Source organism: Methylocystis sp. IM3 (genome assembly GCF_038070105.1).
Lineage (GTDB): Bacteria > Pseudomonadota > Alphaproteobacteria > Rhizobiales > Beijerinckiaceae > Methylocystis.
On the sequence record NZ_JBBPBZ010000002.1, the window covers coordinates 1519484 to 1542196 of the forward strand.

At 61.9% G+C, this 22713-nt stretch carries 23 protein-coding genes and 1 tRNA gene; 19 read left to right on the forward strand and 5 right to left on the reverse strand.

All coding sequences use genetic code 11. From position 1 onward, the window contains the following. Nucleotides 1-73: 73 nt before the first annotated feature. Together WOC76_RS09215 and WOC76_RS09220 are read right to left on the reverse strand one after the other, a co-directional pair. Nucleotides 74-1159 (reverse strand): hypothetical protein, encoded by a 1086-nt coding sequence (locus WOC76_RS09215; protein WP_341107401.1) that lies wholly within the window; start codon nt 1157-1159, stop codon nt 74-76. Between the two features lie 159 nt (nt 1160-1318). Further along, nucleotides 1319-1579, reverse strand: a complete 261-nt coding sequence (locus WOC76_RS09220; RefSeq protein ID WP_341431384.1) for a helix-turn-helix domain-containing protein — start codon at nt 1577-1579, stop codon at nt 1319-1321. 81 nt (nt 1580-1660) lie between these two features. Here WOC76_RS09220 and WOC76_RS09225 point away from each other — a divergent pair, with 81 nt between their 5' ends. The 7 genes from WOC76_RS09225 (at nt 1661) to WOC76_RS09255 (ending at nt 6147) form a co-directional block, all read left to right on the forward strand. After that, complete coding sequence (locus WOC76_RS09225; protein WP_341107399.1) at nt 1661-1924, forward strand: hypothetical protein; 264 nt, start codon at nt 1661-1663, stop codon at nt 1922-1924. 77 nt (nt 1925-2001) lie between these two features. Beyond that, on the forward strand, nt 2002-2367 hold the full coding sequence (locus tag WOC76_RS09230) for a hypothetical protein (protein WP_341107398.1): 366 nt from the start codon (nt 2002-2004) through the stop codon (nt 2365-2367). A gap of 21 nt (nt 2368-2388) precedes the next feature. Then, nucleotides 2389-3003, forward strand: coding sequence for a hypothetical protein (locus WOC76_RS09235; protein ID WP_341107397.1), 615 nt, complete (start codon nt 2389-2391; stop codon nt 3001-3003). 196 nt (nt 3004-3199) lie between these two features. Next, on the forward strand, nt 3200-3421 hold the full coding sequence (locus WOC76_RS09240; RefSeq protein ID WP_341107395.1) for a helix-turn-helix transcriptional regulator: 222 nt from the start codon (nt 3200-3202) through the stop codon (nt 3419-3421). Beyond that, on the forward strand, nt 3418-3654 hold the full coding sequence (locus WOC76_RS09245) for a hypothetical protein (protein WP_341107393.1): 237 nt from the start codon (nt 3418-3420) through the stop codon (nt 3652-3654). The genes WOC76_RS09240 and WOC76_RS09245 overlap by 4 nt, the downstream gene beginning before the upstream one ends. After that, the gene (locus tag WOC76_RS09250) at nt 3651-3962 is read left to right on the forward strand and encodes a hypothetical protein (RefSeq protein WP_341107392.1); all 312 of its coding nucleotides are present in this window, start codon (nt 3651-3653) and stop codon (nt 3960-3962) included. The genes WOC76_RS09245 and WOC76_RS09250 overlap by 4 nt, the downstream gene beginning before the upstream one ends. After that, nucleotides 3955-6147 carry a hypothetical protein gene (locus WOC76_RS09255; RefSeq protein ID WP_341107390.1) on the forward strand — a complete coding sequence of 731 codons (2193 nt, stop codon included), beginning with the start codon at nt 3955-3957 and terminating at the stop codon, nt 6145-6147. The genes WOC76_RS09250 and WOC76_RS09255 overlap by 8 nt, the downstream gene beginning before the upstream one ends. Before the next feature lie 986 nt (nt 6148-7133). Here the strand turns inward: WOC76_RS09255 and WOC76_RS09260 are convergent. Further along, a tRNA-Lys gene (locus WOC76_RS09260) sits at nt 7134-7209 on the reverse strand. 114 nt (nt 7210-7323) lie between these two features. Next, nucleotides 7324-7881, reverse strand: a complete 558-nt coding sequence (locus tag WOC76_RS09265; RefSeq protein WP_341107388.1) for a hypothetical protein — start codon at nt 7879-7881, stop codon at nt 7324-7326. A 279-nt stretch (nt 7882-8160) separates the two neighbouring features. Here WOC76_RS09265 and mdh point away from each other — a divergent pair, with 279 nt between their 5' ends. The 4 genes from mdh (at nt 8161) to WOC76_RS09285 (ending at nt 13324) form a co-directional block, all read left to right on the forward strand. Continuing rightward, nucleotides 8161-9123 carry a malate dehydrogenase gene (gene mdh / locus WOC76_RS09270; protein ID WP_341107387.1) on the forward strand — a complete coding sequence of 321 codons (963 nt, stop codon included), beginning with the start codon at nt 8161-8163 and terminating at the stop codon, nt 9121-9123. 131 nt (nt 9124-9254) lie between these two features. Then, a complete protein-coding gene (locus WOC76_RS09275) occupies nt 9255-9878 on the forward strand; it encodes a carbonic anhydrase (RefSeq protein ID WP_341107386.1) in 624 nt (207 codons plus the stop codon). Nucleotides 9879-9991: 113 nt separating this feature from the next. Next, entirely contained in the window at nt 9992-11185 is a 1194-nt protein-coding gene (gene sucC, locus WOC76_RS09280; RefSeq protein ID WP_341107385.1) for an ADP-forming succinate--CoA ligase subunit beta, read from the forward strand. A 348-nt stretch (nt 11186-11533) separates the two neighbouring features. Then, on the forward strand, nt 11534-13324 hold the full coding sequence (locus WOC76_RS09285; RefSeq protein ID WP_341107384.1) for a tetratricopeptide repeat protein: 1791 nt from the start codon (nt 11534-11536) through the stop codon (nt 13322-13324). An 86-nt stretch (nt 13325-13410) separates the two neighbouring features. Here the strand turns inward: WOC76_RS09285 and WOC76_RS09290 are convergent, their stop codons facing one another. Further along, complete coding sequence (locus WOC76_RS09290; RefSeq protein ID WP_341107383.1) at nt 13411-14043, reverse strand: MarC family protein; 633 nt, start codon at nt 14041-14043, stop codon at nt 13411-13413. 198 nt (nt 14044-14241) lie between these two features. On the opposite strand from WOC76_RS09290, the gene WOC76_RS09295 reads away from it, so the two are divergent. From WOC76_RS09295 to WOC76_RS09330, 8 genes are all read left to right on the forward strand, one after another. Next, nucleotides 14242-15540, forward strand: coding sequence for a homoserine dehydrogenase (locus tag WOC76_RS09295; RefSeq protein WP_341107382.1), 1299 nt, complete (start codon nt 14242-14244; stop codon nt 15538-15540). 6 nt (nt 15541-15546) lie between these two features. Then, nucleotides 15547-16527 (forward strand): fructose-bisphosphatase class II family protein, encoded by a 981-nt coding sequence (locus tag WOC76_RS09300; protein WP_341107380.1) that lies wholly within the window; start codon nt 15547-15549, stop codon nt 16525-16527. A 53-nt stretch (nt 16528-16580) separates the two neighbouring features. Then, a complete protein-coding gene (locus tag WOC76_RS09305; protein WP_341107378.1) occupies nt 16581-17870 on the forward strand; it encodes an RsmB/NOP family class I SAM-dependent RNA methyltransferase in 1290 nt (429 codons plus the stop codon). A 180-nt stretch (nt 17871-18050) separates the two neighbouring features. Next, a complete protein-coding gene (gene guaA / locus WOC76_RS09310) occupies nt 18051-19655 on the forward strand; it encodes a glutamine-hydrolyzing GMP synthase (protein WP_341107376.1) in 1605 nt (534 codons plus the stop codon). Between the two features lie 160 nt (nt 19656-19815). Continuing rightward, a complete protein-coding gene (locus WOC76_RS09315) occupies nt 19816-21087 on the forward strand; it encodes a tyrosine-type recombinase/integrase (protein ID WP_341431385.1) in 1272 nt (423 codons plus the stop codon). A 39-nt stretch (nt 21088-21126) separates the two neighbouring features. Further along, nucleotides 21127-21324: a hypothetical protein gene (locus tag WOC76_RS09320; RefSeq protein WP_341107371.1), complete on the forward strand. Its 198-nt coding sequence runs from the start codon at nt 21127-21129 to the stop codon at nt 21322-21324. 48 nt (nt 21325-21372) lie between these two features. After that, nucleotides 21373-21822 (forward strand): hypothetical protein, encoded by a 450-nt coding sequence (locus WOC76_RS09325; protein ID WP_341388075.1) that lies wholly within the window; start codon nt 21373-21375, stop codon nt 21820-21822. A gap of 248 nt (nt 21823-22070) precedes the next feature. After that, a complete protein-coding gene (locus WOC76_RS09330; RefSeq protein ID WP_341107368.1) occupies nt 22071-22634 on the forward strand; it encodes a tyrosine-type recombinase/integrase in 564 nt (187 codons plus the stop codon). Nucleotides 22635-22713: the final 79 nt, after the last annotated feature.

Sequence of the window (22713 nt, forward strand, 5' to 3'; positions counted from 1 at the left end):
CGAGGATGGATTCGTCTGGGTTGATGTAACAACCGCTTGAACGCGAATACGCGGCGCGCACAGTGGGTTTAATTTAGCGCCGCTTGCGATGTTGCGAGCCTGGAAGGAACCATTCGTAGGCAGCGGGCTCGAAAGAGCGTGCCACCGAAGAGTTGCCCCGCCAAACGTCTATTAGCAAGCCTGATGACGGCAGATCGCCTTCTGAAAAAAACGATTGGCTCTTGTAAAACTGGAAAAGCAGCGATTGTAGATAATGCCTCAATTCACCCCTCCTGGTCTCTGCGTCGAGAGAATTGTCGTTTTTCTTTATTGGTCCTAAGTCACAAAGCCTCCTGAGTAGGCCCTCAAGGCCTTTAAGGCCGCCGCTGCTCAAACCAGACACAGCCAGGGCGGCCTCGATAAACCGCAACCATTCTGTCGATCGCTTACGATCTTCCTTCCCACTGTCGAAGTCGGGTGGACGGCCGCGCCATATTGTGAATGCCTCCGCGAGACGCAAGGCAAAGAAAAACCTCCCGCTGTCCGGTGTGCGGCCGTGTTGAATGTGCTCGTCCGCAAAATGGCGTAGGCCGCTCACGACCATATCAAGAGCGCCAAGGCCATTTCGGATTGTTTCTTCGCGGTCATTTCGTTCTGACCAACTCTCGCGTCGCCATCGCGATATCAGCTCCATGGCATATTCGGCTTTAAAATCTACGCCGAAATCGTCAAAGGCTTTGACGATCTTGGCGCTTCTTTGCGCGTCGCAAAAGGATTGGGCGAGAGCGTGCGAGTATTCGTCCGCGCGCCAGTATGCGCGGGCGACGATTGCGCGGGCGCGGGGCGCGTGTTCTTTTTGATCCTTCGAGAGAATGAAACTCGTTACGTCGCAGCACGGCCGCGCGCCAGCTGGCTCTGTGAAGATTTCAGGCGCGACTACGTCAAGTTGCTTCGGCGCTTCCCTAAGTTCCTTGCTCCGCTGTGTCCCCAGCCGCTCCCAGGCGGCATTCGGATCGTCGCTCTCCTGCGGATCAAGGATGGCTCTGAGGTCGAAAGGATCAAGCGCGTTGGCGTAAATCTTAAACCGACGGAAGCCTTCCGCGTAAAAATTGAATCGGCCTCGAGATTGGTCTGGGCATTCCGATCGCCCGGCATCGCCGTTTCTCCGTCGCGACGTCATGCAACCAGGCCTCGGGTCCGTGAGCAAGCGTAGGGCCAAGGAGCCACGCAGCGGGGCAGGGAACGTCGCTGAAAAGCTTCGCAATCGATCGCAACTCGGCCTGAGGCCGCGGCTGATCGTCTTTCACAGCGTTCCTTTACTGCCATGGCTTCTACCCTGTCAGGGCTGCTCCGCGTCGCAATCCTTGCGGAGCCGGACGCCGGCCCCTTCGCCGTTGCGGTCAATGAAAATTACGCCGGCCGCTTCGAGGGCTCGGCGTAATGCTTCCTTGGTGATTTCCCGAGGCTCGCGTGCGCCTCGTTCGAAATCAACAACTGTCCGCAGGCTGACCCGGGAGGCTTCGGCCAATTGCTCGCGCGACCAGTCGATAAGTGCGCGCGCCGCTCGAGACTGAGCACGAGTTATCAAAAATTGGCTCATATTGCACTTTTTATGTTGACATATTCTGCGCTTTATTGCACTTTATATGCATACTTGGACGCAATCAAGAGGCACTCGCCAATGTCCGTCACCTTCAACCGCGCTGAAATCCCGAAAGCCGCACATTTCTACGCCAGCTGGCGCAAGGCCTCGGGCATGAAGGGGTCTTATCGCGAAATCTTCGCGCGCGAGCTGGCGGCGCAGTGGAAGAAGGCCAAGGCCGCCCGCGCCCGCTTCGAACAGAACACCGGCCTCCCGCTTCGCAGCTGCCCGGCCGATGCGCCGGCGCGCCGGACCTATTTCACCCGCTTCAGCGGCCGCGCGCCCCTCATGGTCGCCGCGTAGCAGCGCTGAGGCGGCCCCTCCTTCCCAGTAGAACCAAAGAGGTCGAAATGACGATACGCCCCACGCGGCGCTCCCTTGTGGCGGCGCTCGCCAGCCTCTCCGCCGCGGCAATGACGCCTTTCGCGCCTTGTGGCGGGCCGCTGAAAATCTCTGCGAGCCTCGCCGCCGCTTTTAGACGGTTCGAGGAAGCCTGCGCCGAGTTCAGCGCAGCATGCGATGCAAGAGAGAACAATTGCGTTTTGGCGCAACTGGCGTGCGACGAAACAGACGCCGTGATCGAATTCGCCAATGCGCCATGCGCGAGTGAGGCGGAGTTTGTTTTTAAACTAAAACACTTGCGCGATTACGAACGGGGGACGTTTTTCGATCGGTATTTCAATTACTGGGAAGACGGAAGTCTCCTGCTAGCGATCGACGCATTCTTCCAATCGTTGGCGCTTTGAACGCAACAGGAGGTTGCGCCTATGTCCTCGACACGAAGAAACATTCTCATTGGCTTGGCGTCCGCACCTGTCGCCGCTATTCCAGCTGTCGGCAGTGTCGCACCATCGAAGGACCTTGAGGCGCTCATCGCTGCGCATAGGTCTGCCCTCGCTTCTTTTCATGCGGCGATCGACGCGGAGCAGGCGGCAGAACTCCCGCACGATACGCAGGACCGAGAGAACTTCTTTATTCCTGATGGACTTGGCGGCTCTTTGGACAGTCAGTTCTACGGGCGCGAAGAGGTCAAGACGCTGATCGAAGGCGCGTTCGAGAGCGCGCGCGAGCAGCTCGCCGTCAATGAGAAAATCGCCCCATTGTCGACCGCGCCGATAAGCGCAGCGATCGACAGGAAAGAGGCGGAGACGCTCGCCAACGCCGACGCAATATTCGATCACGAGGCCTCGGAACTTGCGAAAGCGGAACGGCGCTTGGTCGAAGCCAGCGGCGCGGAGGCCGCCGCAGCGCGCGGTGTGCGCATATTTCTGCCGAACGCTCGGCGAGGCGCGCTGGAAGGCGGCTTATGTGGCGACCATTCCGACGGTCGTCGACAATGGAGGCGAATTGCTTTTGGCCTTGCTCGGCTCCTTTCACGTTGATCCGTGAGCCGGCGATTATCGTCAACCTGGTTGCGCAACCACAACCGCGAACCAAAGGTTGTGAACCGCGAACCCCAGCCCCGGAAAAGTGCAGCTGACCATCATGCACTAAAAACCGGAGTTCTATCAGGCACTTGTGCGACGGAATTTCATATTCTCCGCTCATTCCTCAACAGGATCGACGGAGGGTCATCACATGCAAAGAGACAGCAGCGCTTCCTCTTCGAGAGCGCTCTTAACCGAAAAGGAAGCCGCCGAATTTCTCTCCGTGACGGATCGCGTCCTTCAGGCTTGGCGCGTCCGGGGCGGCGGACCGGCGTTCGTCAAGTTGGGCCGCTGCGTTCGCTATCGCGTCGCGGACCTCGAAGCGTTCATTGCGGCCGGCGTCCGTCGCCACACCTCGGAGGGCGCGAGATGAGCAAGGGCGCGGATCTCGCCCCGATGTGGGCGCATCACATTCCACTGAACATCCCTCAGACATTCATCCAGCTTGGCGAAGTGGTCGATCAAGTCGTAACCAGCTCCGAGCGGCGCATGGTTTTTCGCGCCGCTCGCCGTATCAAGGCGTCGGCGGAAGCGGCCGCGAGGCCCCTCGTGGCGTCGGCGGACGCGATCGATTTTCCGCCGCTCGACCAACGGGGGCGCGAATGACGCGCCGCCGCTCAATCGCCTTCGCGCGCGTCGCAGGGGCGGCGCTCGCGAATAACGAAGCCATCGTCTCGCGGTGGCTTCCAGGAGGCCGGCGCGAAGGCGCTGAATGGGTGTGTCGCAACCCAAGGCGCGCTGACGCCCACCCCGGCAGCTTCAAAGTCAATCTGCGCAACGGGAAATGGAGCGACTTCGCCACGGGCGATTGCGGCGGGGATCTGATCGCGCTCGCTGCCTATCTTTTCGACCTTCGCCAGGATGAAGCGGCCATCAAAGTCGGGGATATGCTGGGGGTCAACCCCTATGACTGATGATCCTTTCAGCCCGCTCAGCGGAGCGCGCCCGCCGCTCCGCGTTGTCGACAGCGCCGAATGGGAAATCGTCGCACCGTCTCCATCCGACGCGCCGGTTCCGCCGGCTAAACACCCAACCCTCGGCGCGCCGTCTGCGACCTGGAAATACTTCAACGCCCGCGGCGAGCTGCTCGGCCACGCAATGCGTTTCGATCGCCCCGACGGCAAAGAATACCGGCCGCTCGCGCTGTGGTTTTCGACCGCAAAGGGTAAGCGGGAATGGCGTTGGGCCGCGTGGCCTACGCCGCGGCCGCTATATGGTCTAAATCACCTCGCGGCGCGCCCCAGTGCGCCTGTCTTGGTTTGCGAGGGCGAGAAGGCCTGCGACGCCGCTGGGCGATTGGCTCCGGATTATGTGTCCGTCACCTCGCCGAACGGCTCGAAGAGCGCGGCCAAGGCTGACTGGTCGCCGCTGCGCGATAGGGAGGTTACGATTTGGCGCGACGCCGATGCGGCAGGCGCCGCCTATGCCGAAGAGGTTGCGCGCCTTGCCGTTGAAGCTGGCGCGAAGTCTGTCGCCATCATCGAACCGCCAACAAGCGTAGACGAGGGCTGGGATGCTGCGGATGCTGAAGCAGGCGGGTGGACGATGGCCGATGTTGCGGCACTGATCGCCGCCGCGCGCCCAGCCGCGACCCAAGATCAACCCCGGGCGACGCGCACCAAGCGTCGCGAAAGAAAGTCGGCCGAAGGCAATGAGGATGGCGCGCGCCGCAAGCGCGGTGTTGAGTCAGTAATTGAGTTGATAAACGGGCAGGATTGCACCTTCTGGCACTCGCCGGACCAAACGGCCTACGTCAGCGTCAAGGTCAACGGCCACCGTAAAAATTACAAGGTCAGTTCGCGCGAATTTTGCCGCTATATCACCCTAGCGGCTTACCAAGGCGGCGTCGCGCCGCCTACGAAGTCGACGATCGACGATGCACTTCGCTTCTTCGAAGCCCGCGCGCTGTCTGAGGGTCCGCAGCGAAAACCGTGGTTGCGCGTTGGAGAAGCGGAGGGCTGTTGGCTGATCGACCTCGGCGACCCCGCGTGGCGGGTTGTGAAGATAACGCCAGGCGAGTGGACGGTCGAGGCGGATCATAATTACCCGATGGTGCGCTCCGCGGCCATGCTTCCCCTGCCGGAGCCTGCTTATTCAGCAGGCGCGGATGGCCTCGAGCTCCTCGAAAAGTTCGTCAACGCCGACTATGACGGCTTCCGGCTGATCGTCGCGTGGCTGCTTGCCGCGATGCGTGCCAAAGGGCCTTTCCCAATTCTGATCCTGAATGGAGAACAGGGCAGCGCGAAGAGCACATTGTCTCGCCTGCTTCGGTCGCTTATCGATCCAAATATTGCGCCTGTTCGCGCCATGCCCAAGGACGACACCGACCTGATCGTCGCGGCTCGCAATGGCCACCTAATTGCAATCGATAACGTTTCCGCAATTTCATCGGACATGAGCGATGCCCTGTGCCGGGTCACAACTGGCGGCGGCTTTTCGTCGCGCGCAAAATTCACGGATGGCGAGGAATTTGTCGCCTACGTGAAGAACCCGGTGTTGTGTAACGGTATTACAGAACTCGCCTCCCGCCCTGATTTGGCCTCGCGCTCAATCGTGGTTCGCCTCAACCCGATCAAAGATGAGGATCGAAAGGCCGAAGAGCAGCATGACGCGGATTGGACGGCTGCCGCTCCACACGTGCTCGGCGCGTTGCTTAATGTCATGGCCAGCGCCTTTGGCAATCTGCCGGGCGTGAAGCTCTCTGGCGCGTCGCGGATGGCGGATTTTGAAAGGCTGATCGAAGCCGCGTCGCCAGCCCTCGCATGGGAGCCAGGGGAATTCACCGCGATTTATCGCGCGAACCGGGAAGAATTGGACGCCAGCGCGATCGAGGCAGATCCGGTCGCGAGCGCCATCATTTCTTTCGTCCACGACGAATACCCTCAGGGCTGGGCCGGGACCGCGACCCGGCTTCTTGAGGCGCTCGGGTCGCGAGTCAGCGAAGCGATAAAGAAGACGCGATCCTGGCCGGGGACGGCCTCTGCGCTTTCGGGACGATTGGAAAGGGCCAAGCCTCTCCTGCGTCGCCATGGGATAACGGTTGCGCGCAAGCATTCTGGCGATCGAATGATCACGCTCATGGTTGGCGAAGGGTCGTAAAGCTCGAAGCTATCGTGCACTCAATGGAAGGCGGGCTCTAGGCCGGGACGGCCTACCGCTGCGCCTGACGGCCGCTCGCTCATAGGCGCCCGCGGGCCAAGAACCGCGCCTGACGGCGGATTGCTCTCCCGGCGTCGGTTGGTGTGTTCCTCGCGGGGTAGCCGCCCGCTGGCCTCACGACCGCGCCTGGCAGCCGATCGCCTTCGCGCCCTCCGCTGGGGCGGTCCCTGCGGGACGGCCTCCAGCGGACCTCAGGACCGCAACTGGAGGCCGATCGCACCTCGCGGCTTCCCCCTGGCGCGTCGCTCACAGCACAGCGCCCTGCCGGCCTCAGCGTCACGCCTGAAAGCCGATCGCCCTCGCGTTTCCCTGCGCCCCTACCGCTTTTCGAGTGCCTCACGGTCCATCTTCCCCACGCAGGTTCATAGGCAACGTCTATGGATGGCGTCTCCTAAAGCGCCCCTTTTGCGGGTCCTTCCAAACACTTATGACCAGGGAGAAGGCGGGGTCCCGGGGGTCCCCTCGTAATAGAAATTTTCAATAGGGTTGTCGATCAGGGTTCACGGTTCGCGGTTGTGGTTGTGGTTGTGGGTGCTGATATCGCGAACCCAAAGCGCATAGAGCCTCAACGCCTGCGATGCTTTGCGGCGTTTCATGTCAACCGGGTTGACAACAGTTCGCGAGCCGGTTCGCGAGGGTTGTGTGTGAAATGGCTTGTCGTCCAAGAGCGTCCGGGGTCGTCCAACTGAGAGGCCAGGAAATCCGGGGCTTTGGACGCAGTTGGACGCTTGGACGCTCTTTTTCTCTCAGAAAGAAATAAAGAAAAGAGAAGGGCATGCGCCCGGACGCCCGTGGCCTGTGGCGCTTTCTAGGGAGAAAGGGAAGGGGGGCTCTGGATGCGTAAGCAGGCGCTTACTTCCTGCTTACTTCTTTCTGGGGTGAGGTGCCGCCTTAAGGCGGAAGGTGGCTTAAGGCCTTGATTTTATTGGTGGGCGCACAAGGGCTCGAACCTTGGACCCGCTGATTAAGAGTCAGCTGCTCTACCAACTGAGCTATGCGCCCGTCCGTTAGCGTGGGGACGCCGTCGGAACGAGGGAGCGAATATCAAATGTGGCTCCCCCTGTCCAGCGCCGTCTTGCTCGCGCGGCCAATATTTTCGACGTCCACCTCAATGGGCTATTTTTTGGCTGGCCAGCCGTGGATTGCCCGCACTTTCGTGACAAGCTCCGCCCATGGGCCCCTGTAGGCGTTGCCGGCCTGCGCTGTGGGAGCCGATTGCTTCTTTTGGCAAACTTCCTTGGCCGTCGGGGATTTCGGGCCGTCCACAAAGAAATAGATCACATTGAGGCGAAGCGCCGAATAATACTGGTCGAGCACTGTGCCCCGCTTCAGAACATTGGAGCCCCACACGGTATTTTTGCGCTCCGCGGGCGAAACCGACGGCTGGAAGCCGTAGCCATAATCCCCCTCGCCGCGCACAAGATCGAAGCGGATGTAACAGAGATCGCCCTGGGGCTGCTCCCCTTTGAACACAAGCTCGCGGGTCGCCACGGCGTCCTGGTCGTTGTAACGGACGGTCGTGTCTACGGGAAAATGCCAGACGTCCACCTTTTCGAAACTCTTCAGGAGTTCCGCTTCATCCGGGTCCTCCGCGGCCGCGACCGGACCCGCGAGCGCCGCCGCGCCGGCGACGGCTAGGGCGGCGAGGCGGCCGCGCGAAATGAAACTCACCATTTTCAGCCCTCTCAGGCGCCCGAACGGCGCTCCGCTTCGCAGGTGGGAAGCGCCGCCGCCGCCCGCAAGGCCTGCGACATTTGCGCCCTGCCGGCGCCCAGCATCCTTGCCCGAGAATGAGGCGCGGCGGCGCGGCGCCGGCGATTTGGGCTTGGCGCGCGTGGTTTAGCCGGCTTGTTCCGTTCAGGCTTCGGGGCGGGGAAAAAGCCGCCGCCGCGTCTTCCCTCGCGCGCAAAAGCGCGCTAGCAGTTTCATGGAAATAACAGCACGAGATTGATTATGTCGCGGAAGAAAATCGCTCTGATCGGCGCCGGCAATATCGGCGGAACCCTCGCCCATCTCGCCGGTCTCAAGGAGCTGGGCGACATCGTGCTGTTCGACATCGTCGACGGGGTGCCGCAGGGCAAGGCGCTGGACATCGCCCAGGCTTCGCCCGTTTCGGGCTTCGACGCCAGCGTCACCGGCGCCTCGGAATATGCCGCCATCGCCGCGGCGGATGTGGTCATCGTCACGGCGGGCGTGCCGCGCCAGCCGGGCATGAGCCGCGACGATCTTCTCTCGGTCAATCTCGGAGTCATCGCCAAGGTGGGGGCGGGGATCCGGCAATATGCGCCCAATGCATTCGTGATCTGCATCACCAATCCGCTGGACGTGATGGTCTGGGCGTTACAGAAGGCCTCGGGCCTGCCCACGAATCGGGTGGTCGGCATGGCCGGCGTGCTCGATTCGGCCCGCTTCCGCTATTTTCTTGCCGAAGAGTTCAATGTCTCGGTCGAGGACGTGAGCGCCTTCGTGCTCGGCGGCCATGGCGACGACATGGTGCCTTCCGTGCGCTACTCGACTGTCGGCGGCGTCCCGCTGCCCGACCTCATCGCCATGGGCTGGGCCACCCAGGCGCGGATCGACGCCATCGTGGACCGGACCCGCAAGGGCGGCGGCGAAATCGTGGGCCTGCTGAAGACCGGCTCGGCCTATTACGCCCCCGCGACCTCCGCTATCGCCATGGCGGAGAGCTACCTCAAGGACAAGCGCCGCGTGCTGCCCTGCGCCGCCTACCTCAATGGCGAATATGGCGTGAAGGGTTTTTATGTCGGCGTTCCCGTGATCATCGGCGCCAATGGCGTCGAGAAAGTCATGGAGATCAGGCTCGACGCCGCCGAGCAGGCCATGTTCGACAAATCCGTGCACTCCGTGAAGACGCTCATTCAGGCGGCCAAGGGGCTCAATCCGGATTTCGCCTGACCGGCCGCCTTCCGTCGATCGCTGCAGGGCCCGCAATCTTATGCGGCCGGCATTCTCACGCGCCCATGTCCTGGTCCGATCTTTGCTGAACGAGACGGCTGCGCTCCAATTCGAGAGGAACGGCGGAGGCCATGTCGAGACGGACGATAGACGATTTGCTCACCGGCAATGAGCAGTTCGTGGTGGAGGAGTTCTATCCGCACGCGGCTTATTATCAATCGATTGCGAGGCGGCAGTCGCCCAAAGTGCTCTGGATCGGCTGCTCCGATTCGCGCGTGAGCGAAGACGTGATCACGGGATCGCGTCCGGGCACGATGTTCGTCCACCGCAACGTCGCCAATATCGTGGCCTACAACGACGTGAACGTCGCCTCGATCATCGAGTATGGGGTCGTTCATCTCAAGATCGAGGACATCATCGTTTGCGGCCATACGCGCTGCGGCGGCATCGCGGCGATCGAGGACGGGGTGCATGAGAATTACATCGCCGATTGGCTTTGCATTGCAAGCGGCGCCAAGGACGCCGCCGATCGAATCGCCCACGAAAAGAACCTCACCCGCGAGCAGAAGCTCGAAGTGCTGACGGCCGAGAACGTCAAATTGCAGATCAAACACCTGAAGAGCCTCGCCATTATCAAGAACATGCACGCCAATGGCCCGCTGCCGCGCATCCATGGCTGGCTCTATCGCGTCGAGTCGGGGAAGATCGACGTGCTCGTCGACGGGCGCGAAGGGCGCGAGGCGGAGCAGGGCTGAGGCCGCCACGACCCGCGACTTCCCCGCGACTTCCCGCCCGCTTGACGCCGCCGCCGGGCCATGGCCATTAGGCCGCACGCCCTGCCGCTTTTGCTTTGAGGAGAGACTCCGGCATGAATATCCACGAATACCAGGCCAAAGCCATTCTGCGCGAATTCGGCGCTCCGGTCGCGGCCGGCTTTCCGGTGCTCGAGGCGAAAGAGGCGGCCGACGCCGCGAAGAAACTGCCCGGCCCGGTCTATGTGGTGAAGGCGCAGATTCACGCCGGCGGCCGCGGCAAGGGCAAGTTCAAGGAAGAATCGGCCGGCCCGCAGGGCGGCGTGCGCATCGCCAAGTCGATCGAGGAGGCGGAGGCCTTCGCCAAGCAGATGCTCGGCGCGACCTTGGTCACGTTGCAGACCGGCGAGGCCGGCAAGCAGGTCAACCGCCTGTATATCGAGGACGGCGCCGCGATCGACAAGGAATTCTATCTCTCCATGCTGATCGACCGCGCGACCTCGCGCATCGCCTTCGTCGTCTCCACGGAAGGCGGCATGGACATCGAGAAGGTGGCGCATGACACGCCCGAGAAGATCGTCACCTTCTCGGTCGATCCCGCCACGGGCCTGATGCCGCATCACGGCCGCCGCGTCGCCGACGCGCTCAATCTCAAGGGCGACCTCGCCAAGCAGGCGGGCGACCTCGTCGAAAAGCTCTATACGGCCTTTGTGGCCAAGGACATGGAGCTTCTCGAGATCAACCCGCTGATCACCACCAAGGACGGCAAGCTGCGCTGCCTCGACGCCAAGGTGAGCTTCGAGAACAATGCGCTCTATCGTCATCCCGAGCTCGCCGCGCTGCGCGACCTCTCGGAAGAGGACGAGAAGGAGATCGAGGCGTCGAAGCACGACCTTGCCTATATCTCGCTCGACGGCAATATCGGCTGCATGGTCAATGGCGCCGGCCTCGCCATGGCGACCATGGACATCATCAAGCTCTACGGCGCCTTCCCGGCCAACTTCCTCGACGTGGGCGGCGGCGCCACGACCGAGAAGGTGACGGCGGCATTCAAGATCATCACCGCTGATCCGAATGTTAAGGGCATTCTGGTCAATATCTTCGGCGGCATCATGCGTTGCGACACCATCGCCGAAGGCGTGATCGCGGCAGTGCGCGAGGTCGGCCTCAAGGTGCCGCTCGTGGTGCGCCTCGAGGGCACGAATGTCGAGCTCGGCAAGAAGATCATCAGCGAGTCGGGCCTGAACGTGATCCCGGCGGATGATCTCGACGACGCCGCTCAGAAGATCGTCAAGGCGATCGGCGGCTGATCGCGCCCATACGCGACCAGGCCCCGCACGTGGCGGGGCCGCCCTCCCCGTAACAAGGGGGAGTGAAGGAAGACGGGCGAGGCGGCGATCTCAATGCGGATCAGCGCCTCGCGCGGAATGTGGCGTCTCTCCTTGGCTCGGGAGAAGCGCGCCGAAAACCGGCGGATCGGGCCGGACCTCCCGCGGGCGCCGGTTCCGGCCAAGCCGCTCGTCGAGCGTTTCGCCTTGCGCAATGAGCGCAAAACCGCCATCTTTGACAGCGAATCTCTTGCGCTTCGGCCACTCGTCCCGGCGGACCGGCCGCGTCTTTCGCAGGGCCGCGCCGCCTCTATTCCTAGGAAAGCGCCTGTGCTTCAATTCGCTCGCCCGCTCGACTCCCTCTCACGCGGCGTCAAGCGCCGGCTGCGGTTCAGCGCGGCGGCGCTTACGGCGGTCGTTGCCGTTTCTTGCGCCTTTCCAGGCGCAAGCCATGCGACGGCGCGGGAGGGAAACTTGTCGGTCCCGCGGCCCTTCGAAGTCGGAGCGAGTCTTTCGGGCAATTATCTTGCGGCGATCGTGGCGGGCGCCGAGCGGGACACGCTCGCCGCCTCGACCTTTTTCCGAGAGGCTTTACGCGACGATCCCAACAACCAGGATCTGATCGACCGCGCCTTCGTCGCGGCGCTGTCCAATGGCGGCATGGCGGAGGCCGTCGCGCTTGCGCCGCGCGTCATCGCGCATGACAAGAACAATGGGCTCGCCCATCTGACCAAGGGCGTCGATCTGTTCAAGAATCGCCGCTATTCGGCGGCGCGCGCGGAGCTCGCCAAGGGCGCCGGCGATCGCCGCCGCGACATCACCACGACGCTGCTCACCGCCTGGACCTATGCGGGCGCCAAGGACACGCGCAAGGCGCTTCAGACGCTCGATGCGCTGAACGACGAGCCTTTCGTCGTTTTTCGCGATTACCACGCGGCGCTGATCGCCGATCTTGGCGGCGACAAGGCGGAGGCCGAAAAGCGTTTCAAATCAGCCTATGCAGCGGAGCGCAACACGCTGCGTCTCGTCGACGCCTACGCCCGCTTCCTCGCGAGCCGCGGCCAGCGCGACGAGGCCAAGAAGATCTACGAATCCTTCAATGAAGTGGCGCCCGGCCATCCGATCGTCGTCGCCGGCATTGCGGCGCTCGATGAAGGCAAGCCATTGCCGCCTTTCGTACGGACGCCGGACGATGGCGCGGCCGAGGCGCTCTACGGGCTCGGCGCCATCGGCGGTCGCCAGGGCGACGAGCTCGCCTCGCTGATCTATCTGCGTCTGTCGCTGGCCCTCGCGCCGGAGAACGCCCTCGCCATCATCACGCTCGGCGACGTTTACGAGCGGATGAAGCAGGAGGAGATGGCGATCGACCTCTATGACAGCGTGCCGAAGGACAGCCCGCTGCGCGTCAATGCGGACATCCAGGCGGCGCTGATCCTCGAGACGCTCGGCAAGTCCAAGGAGGCGACGGAACATCTCACGGCCGTCGTGGCGGCGAACCCCAAAAACCAGGAGGCCCTGACCGCGCTCGGCAATCTCCAGCGCTCGCGCAAGCTCTACGCCGATGCGGCTGCGACCTATTCGCGGGTGATCGAACTGGCTCCCAAGGACGAGAAGAGCCGGTGGCTGCTCTATTATTACCGCGGCATCTCCAACGAGCGCCGCAAGGACTGGAAGGCGGCCGAGGCCGATCTGAAAAAGGCGCTGGAGCTCAATCCGGATCAGCCGCTCGTTCTCAATTATCTCGGCTACAGCTGGGTAGATCAGGGCGTCAATCTCGACGACGCCTTCAAGATGCTGCGCCGCGCGGTTGATCTGCGCCAGCGCGACGGCTACGTGGTCGACAGCCTGGGCTGGGCCTACTATCGCCTCGGCCGTTATGACGACGCCGTGCGCGAGTTGGAGCGGGCGATCGATCTGAAGCCTTCGGATCCGGTGATCAATGAGCACCTCGGCGACGCCTATTGGCGGGTCGGCCGCAAGCTCGAGGCTCAGTTCCAATGGAACCATGCGCGCGACCTCAGCCCCGATCCGGACGATCTGCCGAAGATACTCGACAAGATCAAGAACGGCCTTCCCGATACGCCGGAGGTCGCGAACGCCAGTGGAAAGACGGGCGGGTAAGGGGCTCTCCCGCTTTCGTGACGCCCGCGCCGGTCGCGTTAGACCAGGCCGTATGACCGACGGCGGTTTGCCTTTGCGCCTGGTTGTCACATGAGGAAGCTTCGTACGCCGTCCATCACATATTGGACGGCGAGCGAGGCCAGCAGAACTCCGATGAGTTTTTCCATCACGACGCTGGCCGAGGGGCCGAGGAGGCGCTCGACGGGGGTCGCCAGGCGGCAAACCGCCCAGCAGATCGCGATGACCACGAAAATCGCGCCGATCAGCCCTGCAAGCCGCGCCGGATCGCCATGGGCCTCGCCCGCGAGCAACAACGTCGCGGTGATCGCGCCGGGCCCTGCCATCATGGGAATGGCGAGCGGAAAGGCGGCGATATGCTTGCCGTTCTCGATCACGGCCTGATGGGCGGCGGCGGCGTCGCGGTTGATGCGCACGCCGAGGACCATTTCAGAGGCAATGGAAAACAGCAGCAGGCCACCGGCGATGCGAAAGGCGGGGATCGTAATCCCCAGGGCGGTGAGGAGGGCGGCGCCGCCGAACGCGGCGCCGGTCAGGATGAAGCAGGCATAGAAACAGGCGCGCGCGGCAATTTGCGCACGGGCGGCCGGCGCCTCCCGCGCCGTCGCGGCGAGAAAGATCGGGGCGAGCCCGGCAGGCTCCACGACGACGAGCAGGGTGACGAAAGCTGTCGCCGGACCGGTAAGGTCGATCACCGCCATCACAGCCTCCAACCTCGCTGAACACGAGGCTTCTCCTTATTATCTAATGCGGCGTTCAGGCAGTCCACGCGCCTGGTGGCGGGCAGGCGGGGACGGCCTGCCTGCGCCCTTCCTTGATCCCCTCACGGAAATCGTGCACAAGGCGCTTCTTGCGGGCGGGGGCGCCCGAGGGTTTTTCTTTTTCCCGGAAGGGTCGAAATGTCGGAGATTTTGCGCGTCGGGATCGCGGGGCTCGGCACTGTCGGCGCGGCGGTCGCGCGGCTTCTCCACCGGCAGGCCGACGCGTTGACGGCGCGCACAGGCCGCAGCATCGTCGTCACGGGCGTTTCGGCGCGCGATCCGCAAAAAAAGCGCGACGCGGACTTCTCCGGGGCGGAATTCTTCGCCGATCCCGTCAGGCTCGCGGCCAGCGAAAAAATCGACCTTTTCGTCGAATTGATCGGCGGCTCGGAGGGGCCGGCGCGCGCCAGCATCGAGACCGCGCTCGGCCATGGCAAGTCCGTCGTCACGGCCAACAAGGCGCTGCTCGCGGCGCATGGCCTGCATCTGACCCAGCTCGCCGAGGAAAGGCACGTCGCACTGTCCTTTGAGGCGTCGGTCGCGGGCGGCATTCCGATCGTGAAGACGCTGCGCGAGGGTCTCGCGGGCAATTCGATCGAACGCGTCTACGGCATTCTGAACGGCACCTGCAATTACATCCTGTCGCGCATGGAGCGCGAGCAGCTCTCCTTCGAGGAGTGCCTGAAGGAGGCGCAGAAGCTCGGCTACGCCGAGGCCGATCCGACCTTCGATATCGGCGGCTTCGACACGGCGCACAAGCTCGCCATCCTCACCTCGCTCGCCTTCGGCACGCGCATTTCGGCGCAGTCGATCGACATCGAAGGCATCGAGCGCGTGACGCTCGCGGACATTGAGGCCGCCGACGAGCTCGGCTTCCGCATCAAGCTTCTGGGCGTCGCCCAGCGCACCGCGGACGGCATCGAGCAGCGCGTGCATCCGACGATGGTGAGCAAGAACTCCGCCATCGCGCAGGTGATGGGCGTGCTCAACGCCGTGACCATCGACGCCGACGCCGTCCACGAGCTGACGCTCGTCGGCCCCGGCGCCGGCGGCGACGCCACGGCCTCGGCGGTGGTGGCGGACATCGCCGACATCGCCAAGGGCGTCCGCTCCGCGCCCTTCGGCCTGCCGTCCGCGCAGCTTGCCGAGCTCAAGCGGACACCGATGCGCCGGCATGAGGGCGGCTATTACATCCGCATGTCGGTGCGAGACGTGGCGGGCGCCTTCGCCAAGATCGCAGGGCGCATGGCCGAGCGGCAGATTTCGCTCGAAAGCATCATGCAGCGCGGCCGCCGCGGGGCCCCCGGCGCCTCAGTCGACGTGATTCTCATCACCCATGCGACCAGCGAACATCTCGTCCGCGAGGCGCTGGAGCTTATTTTCCAGGATGGCACCATTGTTTCGCGCGCCCAGGTCATCCGCATCGAGCGCGAATAGGTTCACATGACACACCAGCCGCAGCTCGACGCCGCGTCCATCGACCGCCTGCTCACGATCGAGTTGGCGCGCGCCACGGAGCGCGCGGCGGTCGCGGCCGCACGGCTGCGCGGACGGGGCGACGAGATGAGCGCGGATCGCGCCGCCGTCGAGGCCATGTACGAAGAGCTGGCGCGGCTGCCCGTGCGCGGCCGCATCGTGATCGGCGAAGGCGACGACGCCGAGTCTTCGCGGCTTCATGTCGGCGCCGAGATCGGCGCGGCGGCGGGGCCACGCGTCGAGCTGGCCGTGGCGCCGCTCGAAGGCGCGACGCTCTGCGCCAAGGACATGTCCGGCTCGATCGCCATCGCCGCCGCGGCGACATCGGGCTCCTTCCTGCACGCGCCCGATTCCTACATGGACAAGATCGCCGTCGGCCCCGGCTATCCCGAGGGTTTGGTCGATCTCGACCGCGATCCCGCCGAGAACGTGCGCGCTGTGGCCGAGGCCAAGGGCGTGCCAGCCAATGAAATCACGGTCTGCGTGCTGGACCGGCCGCGCCATGCGCAGATCATCTCCAAATGCCGGAAGGCCGGCGCCTGCGTAAGGCTCATTTCCGACGGCGACGTGGCCGGGATCATTTTTGCGACCGACCCGTCGGAGACGGGCGTCGATATGTATCTCGGTCGGGGCGGCGCGCCGGAGGGCGTGCTCGCGGCGGCCGTGTTGCGCTGCGCCGGGGGACAGATGCAGGGCCGCCTCGTGCTGGAGACGCCCGAACAGCGCGCCAGCGCGCTGCGCCACGGTCTCGACGACCCGCGCAAGAAATACAGCGTCGCAGAAATGGTGACGGGCGACGTGGTGGTCTGCGTGACCGGCGTCACCGACGGGCCGCTCGTGGACGGCGTCGTCTTCGACAAGGGCGGGATCGAAACCGAGACGCTCGTCTATCGCTCCGCGACCGGCACAGTGCGCTGCATCGGCGCCAGGCGCCGGCCCCGTATCTGACCCTTCGCAGTCTGCGAGCCGGCGCGGCCGCCTCATTTCCCGGAAAGCCATTCATGACACCCGCCGCCCATGTCTCCGCCGCGATCGAGATCCTTGCCGACCTTGCGCAGCGACGCCGTCCCGCGGCCGAGGCGCTGAAGGACTGGGGCGCCAGGCATCGCTTTGCGGGGTCCAAGGATCGCGCGGCAATCGCGAGCCTCGTTTTCGACGCGCTGCGCAAATACTCGTCCGCGCAGTGGGTCATGGGCGCCGATACGCCGCGCGCGACCCTGCTGGGCGCGCTGAGGGAAGCGCGCGGGATGGACGCCGCGGCCATCGCCGCGCTCTGCTCGGGCGAGGGTCACGCCCCCGCGCCGCTGACCGAGGCGGAGCGTGAGCGCCTCGAAACGGCGTCGCTCGACGGCGCGCCCGATCATGTGCGCGGCGATTATCCCGAATGGCTCGCGGACCGCTTCGCGGCCGCCTTCGGCGCCCGCGCCGCCGAGGAGGGCGCCGCGCTGGCGACCCGCGCGCCGGTCGATCTGCGCGTGAACATATTGAAGGCGTCGCGCGAACAGGCCTTGGCGAAGCTCTCGCATCTTGCCCCCGCGCCGACCCCGCTGTCGCCGATCGGTCTGCGCATCGACGCCGGGCAGGGCAGGGGACCGGCGCTTCCCGCCGAAACCGCCTATGTGAAGGGGCTCGTGGAGCCGCAGGACGAGGCCTCGCAGCTTGCGTCCCTCCTCTGCGCCGCCGCGCCCGGCGAGCAGGTTCTCGACCTGTGCGCGGGAGGCGGCGGCAAGGCGCTGGCGCTCGCCGGGCAGATGCACAATCGCGGGCAGCTTTATGCCTATGACGCCGACGGGCGCCGGCTCATGCCCATCCACGAGCGGCTGGAGCGGGCCGGCGCGCGCAACATTCAGGTGCGGCAGCCCAAAGGCAAGGCGGATGTGCTGGCCGATCTCGAAGGCCGCTGCGACCTCGTGCTGATCGACGCGCCCTGCACCGGCGTCGGCACATGGCGGCGCCACCCGGACGCCAAATGGCGGCTCGCGCCCGGCGCGCTGGAGCTGCGGCTCAAGGAGCAGGCGGCGCTGCTCGAACAGGCCTTGCGCTTCGTGAAGCCGGGCGGCCGGCTCGCTTATGTGACCTGCTCGCTGCTGACCGACGAGAACGAAAGCCAGATCGAGGCGTTTCTCGCCGCCCATCCCGGATTTGCGGCGCTTCCGGCGCAGCAGATGGCCGACGACGCCGGGCTCCCTGATCTCTCCCGCTTCGCGTCGCCCCATGGGCCGGGATTGCGGCTATCGCCTGCGACGAGCGGCACAGATGGATTTTATGTGAGTGTGACGCGGCGCGGGTGAGTTGCGCCTCGGGCGCGCCTCTCTTAATACCTTCCGAACGATCCAAATGCGTCATGCCCGCGCCTGTCGCAGGCATCCACGCAAAGGCCCGGCGATCCTGTCATTGCTCGGCGTGGATGGCCGGGACACGCCCGGCCACGACGCACAGCGCGACGGCGCCGCTCCAAGCCAGGCATTGAAATGACCAACGCCGCCGAAACCTTTCACCACGATATCGCCAACCGCCACGACAAGGTGCTCATTGTCGACTTTGGCTCGCAGGTCACCCAGCTCATTGCGCGGCGCGTGCGTGAGGCCGGGGTTTATTGCGAGATCGCGCCGTTCCAGAGCGCCGACCGCGCCTTCGCCGAGATCCGTCCCAAGGCGGTGATCCTCTCGGGCGGGCCGTGCTCTGTCACTGACGAAGGCTCGCCGCGCGCGCCGCAGGCGATCTTCGAGTCGGGCGTCCCCGTGCTCGGCATTTGCTACGGCGAGCAGACCATGGCGACGCAGCTCGGCGGCAAGGTCGAGGCCGGGCATCACCGCGAATTCGGCCGGGCGGAGATCACTGCGCACGAAAACAGCGCGCTCTTCGACGGCGTCTGGGCGCAAGGGGCGAACGCCACCGTCTGGATGAGCCATGGCGACCGCGTCGCGGCCCTTCCCGCGGGCTTCCGCGTCATCGCCGCTTCCGAAAACGCGCCCATGGCCGCGATTGCAGACGAAAAGCGCCGCTATTACGGGCTGCAATTCCACCCCGAGGTCGTGCATACGCCGGACGGGGCGAAGCTTCTCGCCAATTTCGTGCACAAGGTCGCGGGGCTCAAATCCGACTGGACCATGGCGGCCTTTCGCGGCGAAGCCATCGCCGCGATCCGCAAGCAGGTGGGCGACGGGCGCGTGCTCTGCGGCCTCTCAGGCGGCGTCGACAGCGCCGTGGCCGCCGTGCTGATTCACGAGGCCATCGGCGATCGCCTGACCTGCGTCTTCGTCGATCACGGCCTGTTGCGGCTCGGCGAGGCGGAGGAGGTCGTGCGCCTGTTCCGCGACCATTACAACATCCCGCTGCATCACGTCGAAGCGGAGGAGGCGTTTCTCGGCGCGCTCGAGGGCGTCGACGATCCGGAAGTGAAGCGCAAGACGATCGGACGCCTCTTCATCGAGACTTTCGAGGCGGAGGCCAAAAAGATCGCCCAGGACGGGCGCGGCGCGCCGCAGTTTCTGGCGCAGGGCACGCTTTATCCCGACGTGATCGAGAGCGTCTCCTTCACGGGCGGACCGTCTGTGACGATCAAATCGCATCACAATGTCGGCGGCCTGCCGGAGCGCATGAACATGGCGCTCGTTGAACCCTTGCGCGAACTCTTCAAGGACGAGGTGCGCGCATTGGGGCGCGAACTCGGCCTGCCGGAGGCCTTCGTCGGGCGCCACCCTTTCCCTGGTCCTGGCCTCGCCATTCGCTGCCCCGGCCTCATCACGCGCGAGAAGCTCGAAATCCTGCGCAAGGCCGACGCCGTTTATCTCGACGAAATCCGCAAGGCGGGTCTTTACGACGACATCTGGCAGGCTTTCGCGGCGCTGCTGCCGGTGCGCAGCGTCGGCGTGATGGGCGACGGCCGCACCTATGATTACGTCCTCGCGCTGCGCGCCGTGACGAGCAGCGACGGCATGACGGCGGATTTCTACCATTTCGACATGAATTTCCTCGGCCGCGCCGCGACGCGGATCATCAACGAAGTGAAGGGCGTCAACCGCGTGGTCTATGACGTGACCTCGAAGCCGCCGGGCACGATCGAGTGGGAGTAAAAATAAGGCCGTAAATTCAATAAAAACAACGATATAAAACTTACACAAAACTTACCCAAAAAATTCTGCCATTGTTTTTGCAGGGTTTTGAGCATACTGTTGCACAAAATCCTGCACAAAGTTGTGTCTACTGCAAATCGTAGTGACCCAAAGCTCATAAATGGCGCTGAAGAAGCAGACATTTGAAGACGATGAAATCGCCATTTTTGATGAGGCGATTATCTACAAGCGTGGCGATTATTGGCACTTCCGCATGTGGCTTGCGGGAGAAGGAAAATACGCACGTAAAAGCCTTAAAACACGCAGTAGAAGCACTGCAATAGATAAAGGCAAAGCAGCCTATTTGGAGCTGTATGCGAATGCACAAGCAGGTAAAAAGTACTTCTCACTGACAACCAAAGAAGCCGTCGCCAAATATCTCGAATGTCGCAGAAAGGATGTTGAAGCTGGCATCATAGTCAGTGGTCGATGGTCAACGATTAAAACGCATTTGGAGCATTGGCTGGAGTTTATTGGGCGAGACACGAAGATAAAAGAGCTTGAGAGGACAGATTGCGAAGACTACTTCCACAGTCGCATCAAAAAGAACAAAAAGGCACTGCCAGCGAGCCAAACGACGATTGCGAATGAGCAGAGCACCATCAACGCAATGATGCGGTGGCTGTTTAGGAATAATGAGGCTGTGATTGACGGGTTTGACTTTAAGAAACTGCCAAAAATTGACAAGAAAGACGATACGATAAGACGGTCAACATTTACTCCGGCTGAAATTGATGACATTGGCGTTGCGATTGGAAGGTACTGGGATAGGGATAAGAATAAGCTGGATGAGAAAGAATGGCTGTCTCGTAAGCTGGCTTGCTATTACTTCCTCATTGCAAGCGTTACGGGGTTGCGGACAGGTGAGCAGCGTCAGCTACAATGGGGAGATTTGGTTTGGACAGGACGCAACAAGGATGGCGTCGGTGTGCCACTAATACAAATCAAAGTCCGTGCTGAAACATCAAAAGTACGCCAAAGCAGGGAGTTTATGGTAAGAGATAATGGCTACTTTACAGAGTTACGGCAGCTTGTAACACCACTTTATGCAACCAGACACGTAGGAAAATGTCCTGTATTCAGCTTGGATGGTGAGAAGGCGATAACAGAACGTGCGTTGCTATACCATTTTGGAAAAATAATGGAGTTGGCTGAGATAGCTGACCTCGCAAACCGAAACATTGTTCCTTACAGCTTCCGTCACTACTTTATTACCCAAAAGCTTGTACATGGCTTAACACACCGACAGGTTGCGGATATGTGTGGCACAAGCATCACGCAGATTGAAAAGACATATTACCACGTTGATAGAGACATCATGGTAGAGAATGCGTTAGCGGACCACGGCATGGATAATGATGGTATTATGGTGCGATTAGATGATGATGATTAGCTTATAAATACGCATGGGTATTTAAGGAGATGATTGCGCATGGAGAAGATATTGCGTGACAAAATGGGAAACAAGATCGCCATATTGAAGAAACTGATGGATGGAAACATGGCGATTTACGACAGGTATGGCACATTTCGAGGTACGTACGTTGTCAAGCGGGACGTTACGCTTGATAAGCTGGGAAACAGGGTTGGATATGGGAACTTGTTAGTGACGTTGATAAATGTGCAGTGACTGCGCCCTGAATAAGCTGGCGCATAACGATCTCTGAAAGGCACGGCAATGCTAAAACCCTCTACCAGTTTGAAAGCCCTAACCGCGATCTTTATGATGTATACAAATTGCGCTTCTGCAGACCCGATGCCCAAAGCAGATACTCTTCCAGATTTTACGGTATCGTGTAGACAAGAAACAAGCGTTGGTTGGGGTAACATTACAAGCGCTGATATGGCGCTAAATGGAAATCACAAAGATGACGTCTCTTATGCGATAAGGTCAATAAATAAGCGCACCCTGAAAGTTATAGAAAATCCGGATAACACTGAGTTGAGGAAGGAATACGCAAAATACGCAGCGGAAATAAACGTTGATTACGGCAGAAATGCACTGATATTCGGCTGGAAAGAAGGGGGGCAACACTATGTGCTGCATGCTGAGGATGGGTTACTGCTGGTGATGAGCAATTCGCAGCTCATGAATATCGTATATCTATATCGTTGCACAAAAAATTAGCGGTTGGGGGATTTGACGCTGTCGCAGATCGCTCTCTTCAATCTGGCTTGGTCGACGGGGTAAAATGTAGGGCAAAATCAAAACCATAAAGCACAAGTCCGCAACATAACAAAAGTATGATTATGTTATCCAAGCACATAACCTGCTGAAAATGCACATAGTTGAAGCGGAAAATCTCCGGTTGTTCTGCTTAGGATAAGAAAGCATGCTGCATATACGAAAACATTATCCAACGCAGGTGCAGCACAATGAAGCAGGCACAGGTACTCACAGAGCGAGACATTAAACTCGTTTTGGCTCACATAGCACGGTCATCGTATCCTGCACGGAATAGATGCATGTTTATGCTTGCATTGTGTTCGGGCATGCGTGTCGGTGAGTTGGCGGCATTGAATGTTGCGGACGTGGTTGATGCAAAGGGTAAGGTGCGAGAGCAGATATTGCTGAGATCGCATCAGACAAAGGGGCATGAAGCGAGGACCGTGCTGCTAAATGTCCAAGCACAAGCGGAGGTCGAGCGTTATTTGCGGACCATAGACCGAAGCGGAAACGAGCCATTGTTTAAGAGCAAGGCTTGCAAAAGGTTCTCAGCAAACAGCTTGGTTCAGGTGTTTGGTCGCATGTTCGATGCATGCGGACTGGACACGGCTACGTCGCACTCGATGAGACGTAGCTTTATAACGAACCTGGCTCATAAAGGGGTTAACGTGCGGGTGTTGGCTGCACTAGCTGGGCATAGCAGCATTTCCACAACCCAGCGTTACATCGACTTGAACGAGAACGTGCTTAGGGCTGCGGTCGAGCTTGTTTAACGCCGTAGCTTGGGGCTGGCGAGGGACGGGAGAGGCTTATACAATACCAACTCAGTGCCGCAGACATGGCGGTAGCAGG

Excerpts from the sequence above, each read along its gene's own strand:
- WOC76_RS09215 (WP_341107401.1), bottom strand. The coding sequence starts at position 1,159 with ATGACGTCGCGACGGAGAAACGGCGATGCCGGGCGATCGGAATGCCCA.
- WOC76_RS09220 (WP_341431384.1), bottom strand. The coding sequence starts at position 1,579 with ATGAGCCAATTTTTGATAACTCGTGCTCAGTCTCGAGCGGCGCGCGCA.
- WOC76_RS09225 (WP_341107399.1), top strand. The coding sequence starts at position 1,661 with ATGTCCGTCACCTTCAACCGCGCTGAAATCCCGAAAGCCGCACATTTC.
- WOC76_RS09235 (WP_341107397.1), top strand. The coding sequence starts at position 2,389 with ATGTCCTCGACACGAAGAAACATTCTCATTGGCTTGGCGTCCGCACCT.
- WOC76_RS09240 (WP_341107395.1), top strand. The coding sequence starts at position 3,200 with ATGCAAAGAGACAGCAGCGCTTCCTCTTCGAGAGCGCTCTTAACCGAA.
- WOC76_RS09245 (WP_341107393.1), top strand. The coding sequence starts at position 3,418 with ATGAGCAAGGGCGCGGATCTCGCCCCGATGTGGGCGCATCACATTCCA.
- WOC76_RS09250 (WP_341107392.1), top strand. The coding sequence starts at position 3,651 with ATGACGCGCCGCCGCTCAATCGCCTTCGCGCGCGTCGCAGGGGCGGCG.
- WOC76_RS09255 (WP_341107390.1), top strand. The coding sequence starts at position 3,955 with ATGACTGATGATCCTTTCAGCCCGCTCAGCGGAGCGCGCCCGCCGCTC.
- WOC76_RS09265 (WP_341107388.1), bottom strand. The coding sequence starts at position 7,881 with ATGGTGAGTTTCATTTCGCGCGGCCGCCTCGCCGCCCTAGCCGTCGCC.
- mdh (WP_341107387.1), top strand. The coding sequence starts at position 8,161 with ATGTCGCGGAAGAAAATCGCTCTGATCGGCGCCGGCAATATCGGCGGA.
- WOC76_RS09275 (WP_341107386.1), top strand. The coding sequence starts at position 9,255 with ATGTCGAGACGGACGATAGACGATTTGCTCACCGGCAATGAGCAGTTC.
- sucC (WP_341107385.1), top strand. The coding sequence starts at position 9,992 with ATGAATATCCACGAATACCAGGCCAAAGCCATTCTGCGCGAATTCGGC.
- WOC76_RS09290 (WP_341107383.1), bottom strand. The coding sequence starts at position 14,043 with ATGGCGGTGATCGACCTTACCGGTCCGGCGACAGCTTTCGTCACCCTG.
- WOC76_RS09295 (WP_341107382.1), top strand. The coding sequence starts at position 14,242 with ATGTCGGAGATTTTGCGCGTCGGGATCGCGGGGCTCGGCACTGTCGGC.
- WOC76_RS09300 (WP_341107380.1), top strand. The coding sequence starts at position 15,547 with ATGACACACCAGCCGCAGCTCGACGCCGCGTCCATCGACCGCCTGCTC.
- WOC76_RS09305 (WP_341107378.1), top strand. The coding sequence starts at position 16,581 with ATGACACCCGCCGCCCATGTCTCCGCCGCGATCGAGATCCTTGCCGAC.
- guaA (WP_341107376.1), top strand. The coding sequence starts at position 18,051 with ATGACCAACGCCGCCGAAACCTTTCACCACGATATCGCCAACCGCCAC.
- WOC76_RS09315 (WP_341431385.1), top strand. The coding sequence starts at position 19,816 with ATGGCGCTGAAGAAGCAGACATTTGAAGACGATGAAATCGCCATTTTT.
- WOC76_RS09320 (WP_341107371.1), top strand. The coding sequence starts at position 21,127 with ATGGAGAAGATATTGCGTGACAAAATGGGAAACAAGATCGCCATATTG.
- WOC76_RS09325 (WP_341388075.1), top strand. The coding sequence starts at position 21,373 with ATGCTAAAACCCTCTACCAGTTTGAAAGCCCTAACCGCGATCTTTATG.
- WOC76_RS09330 (WP_341107368.1), top strand. The coding sequence starts at position 22,071 with ATGAAGCAGGCACAGGTACTCACAGAGCGAGACATTAAACTCGTTTTG.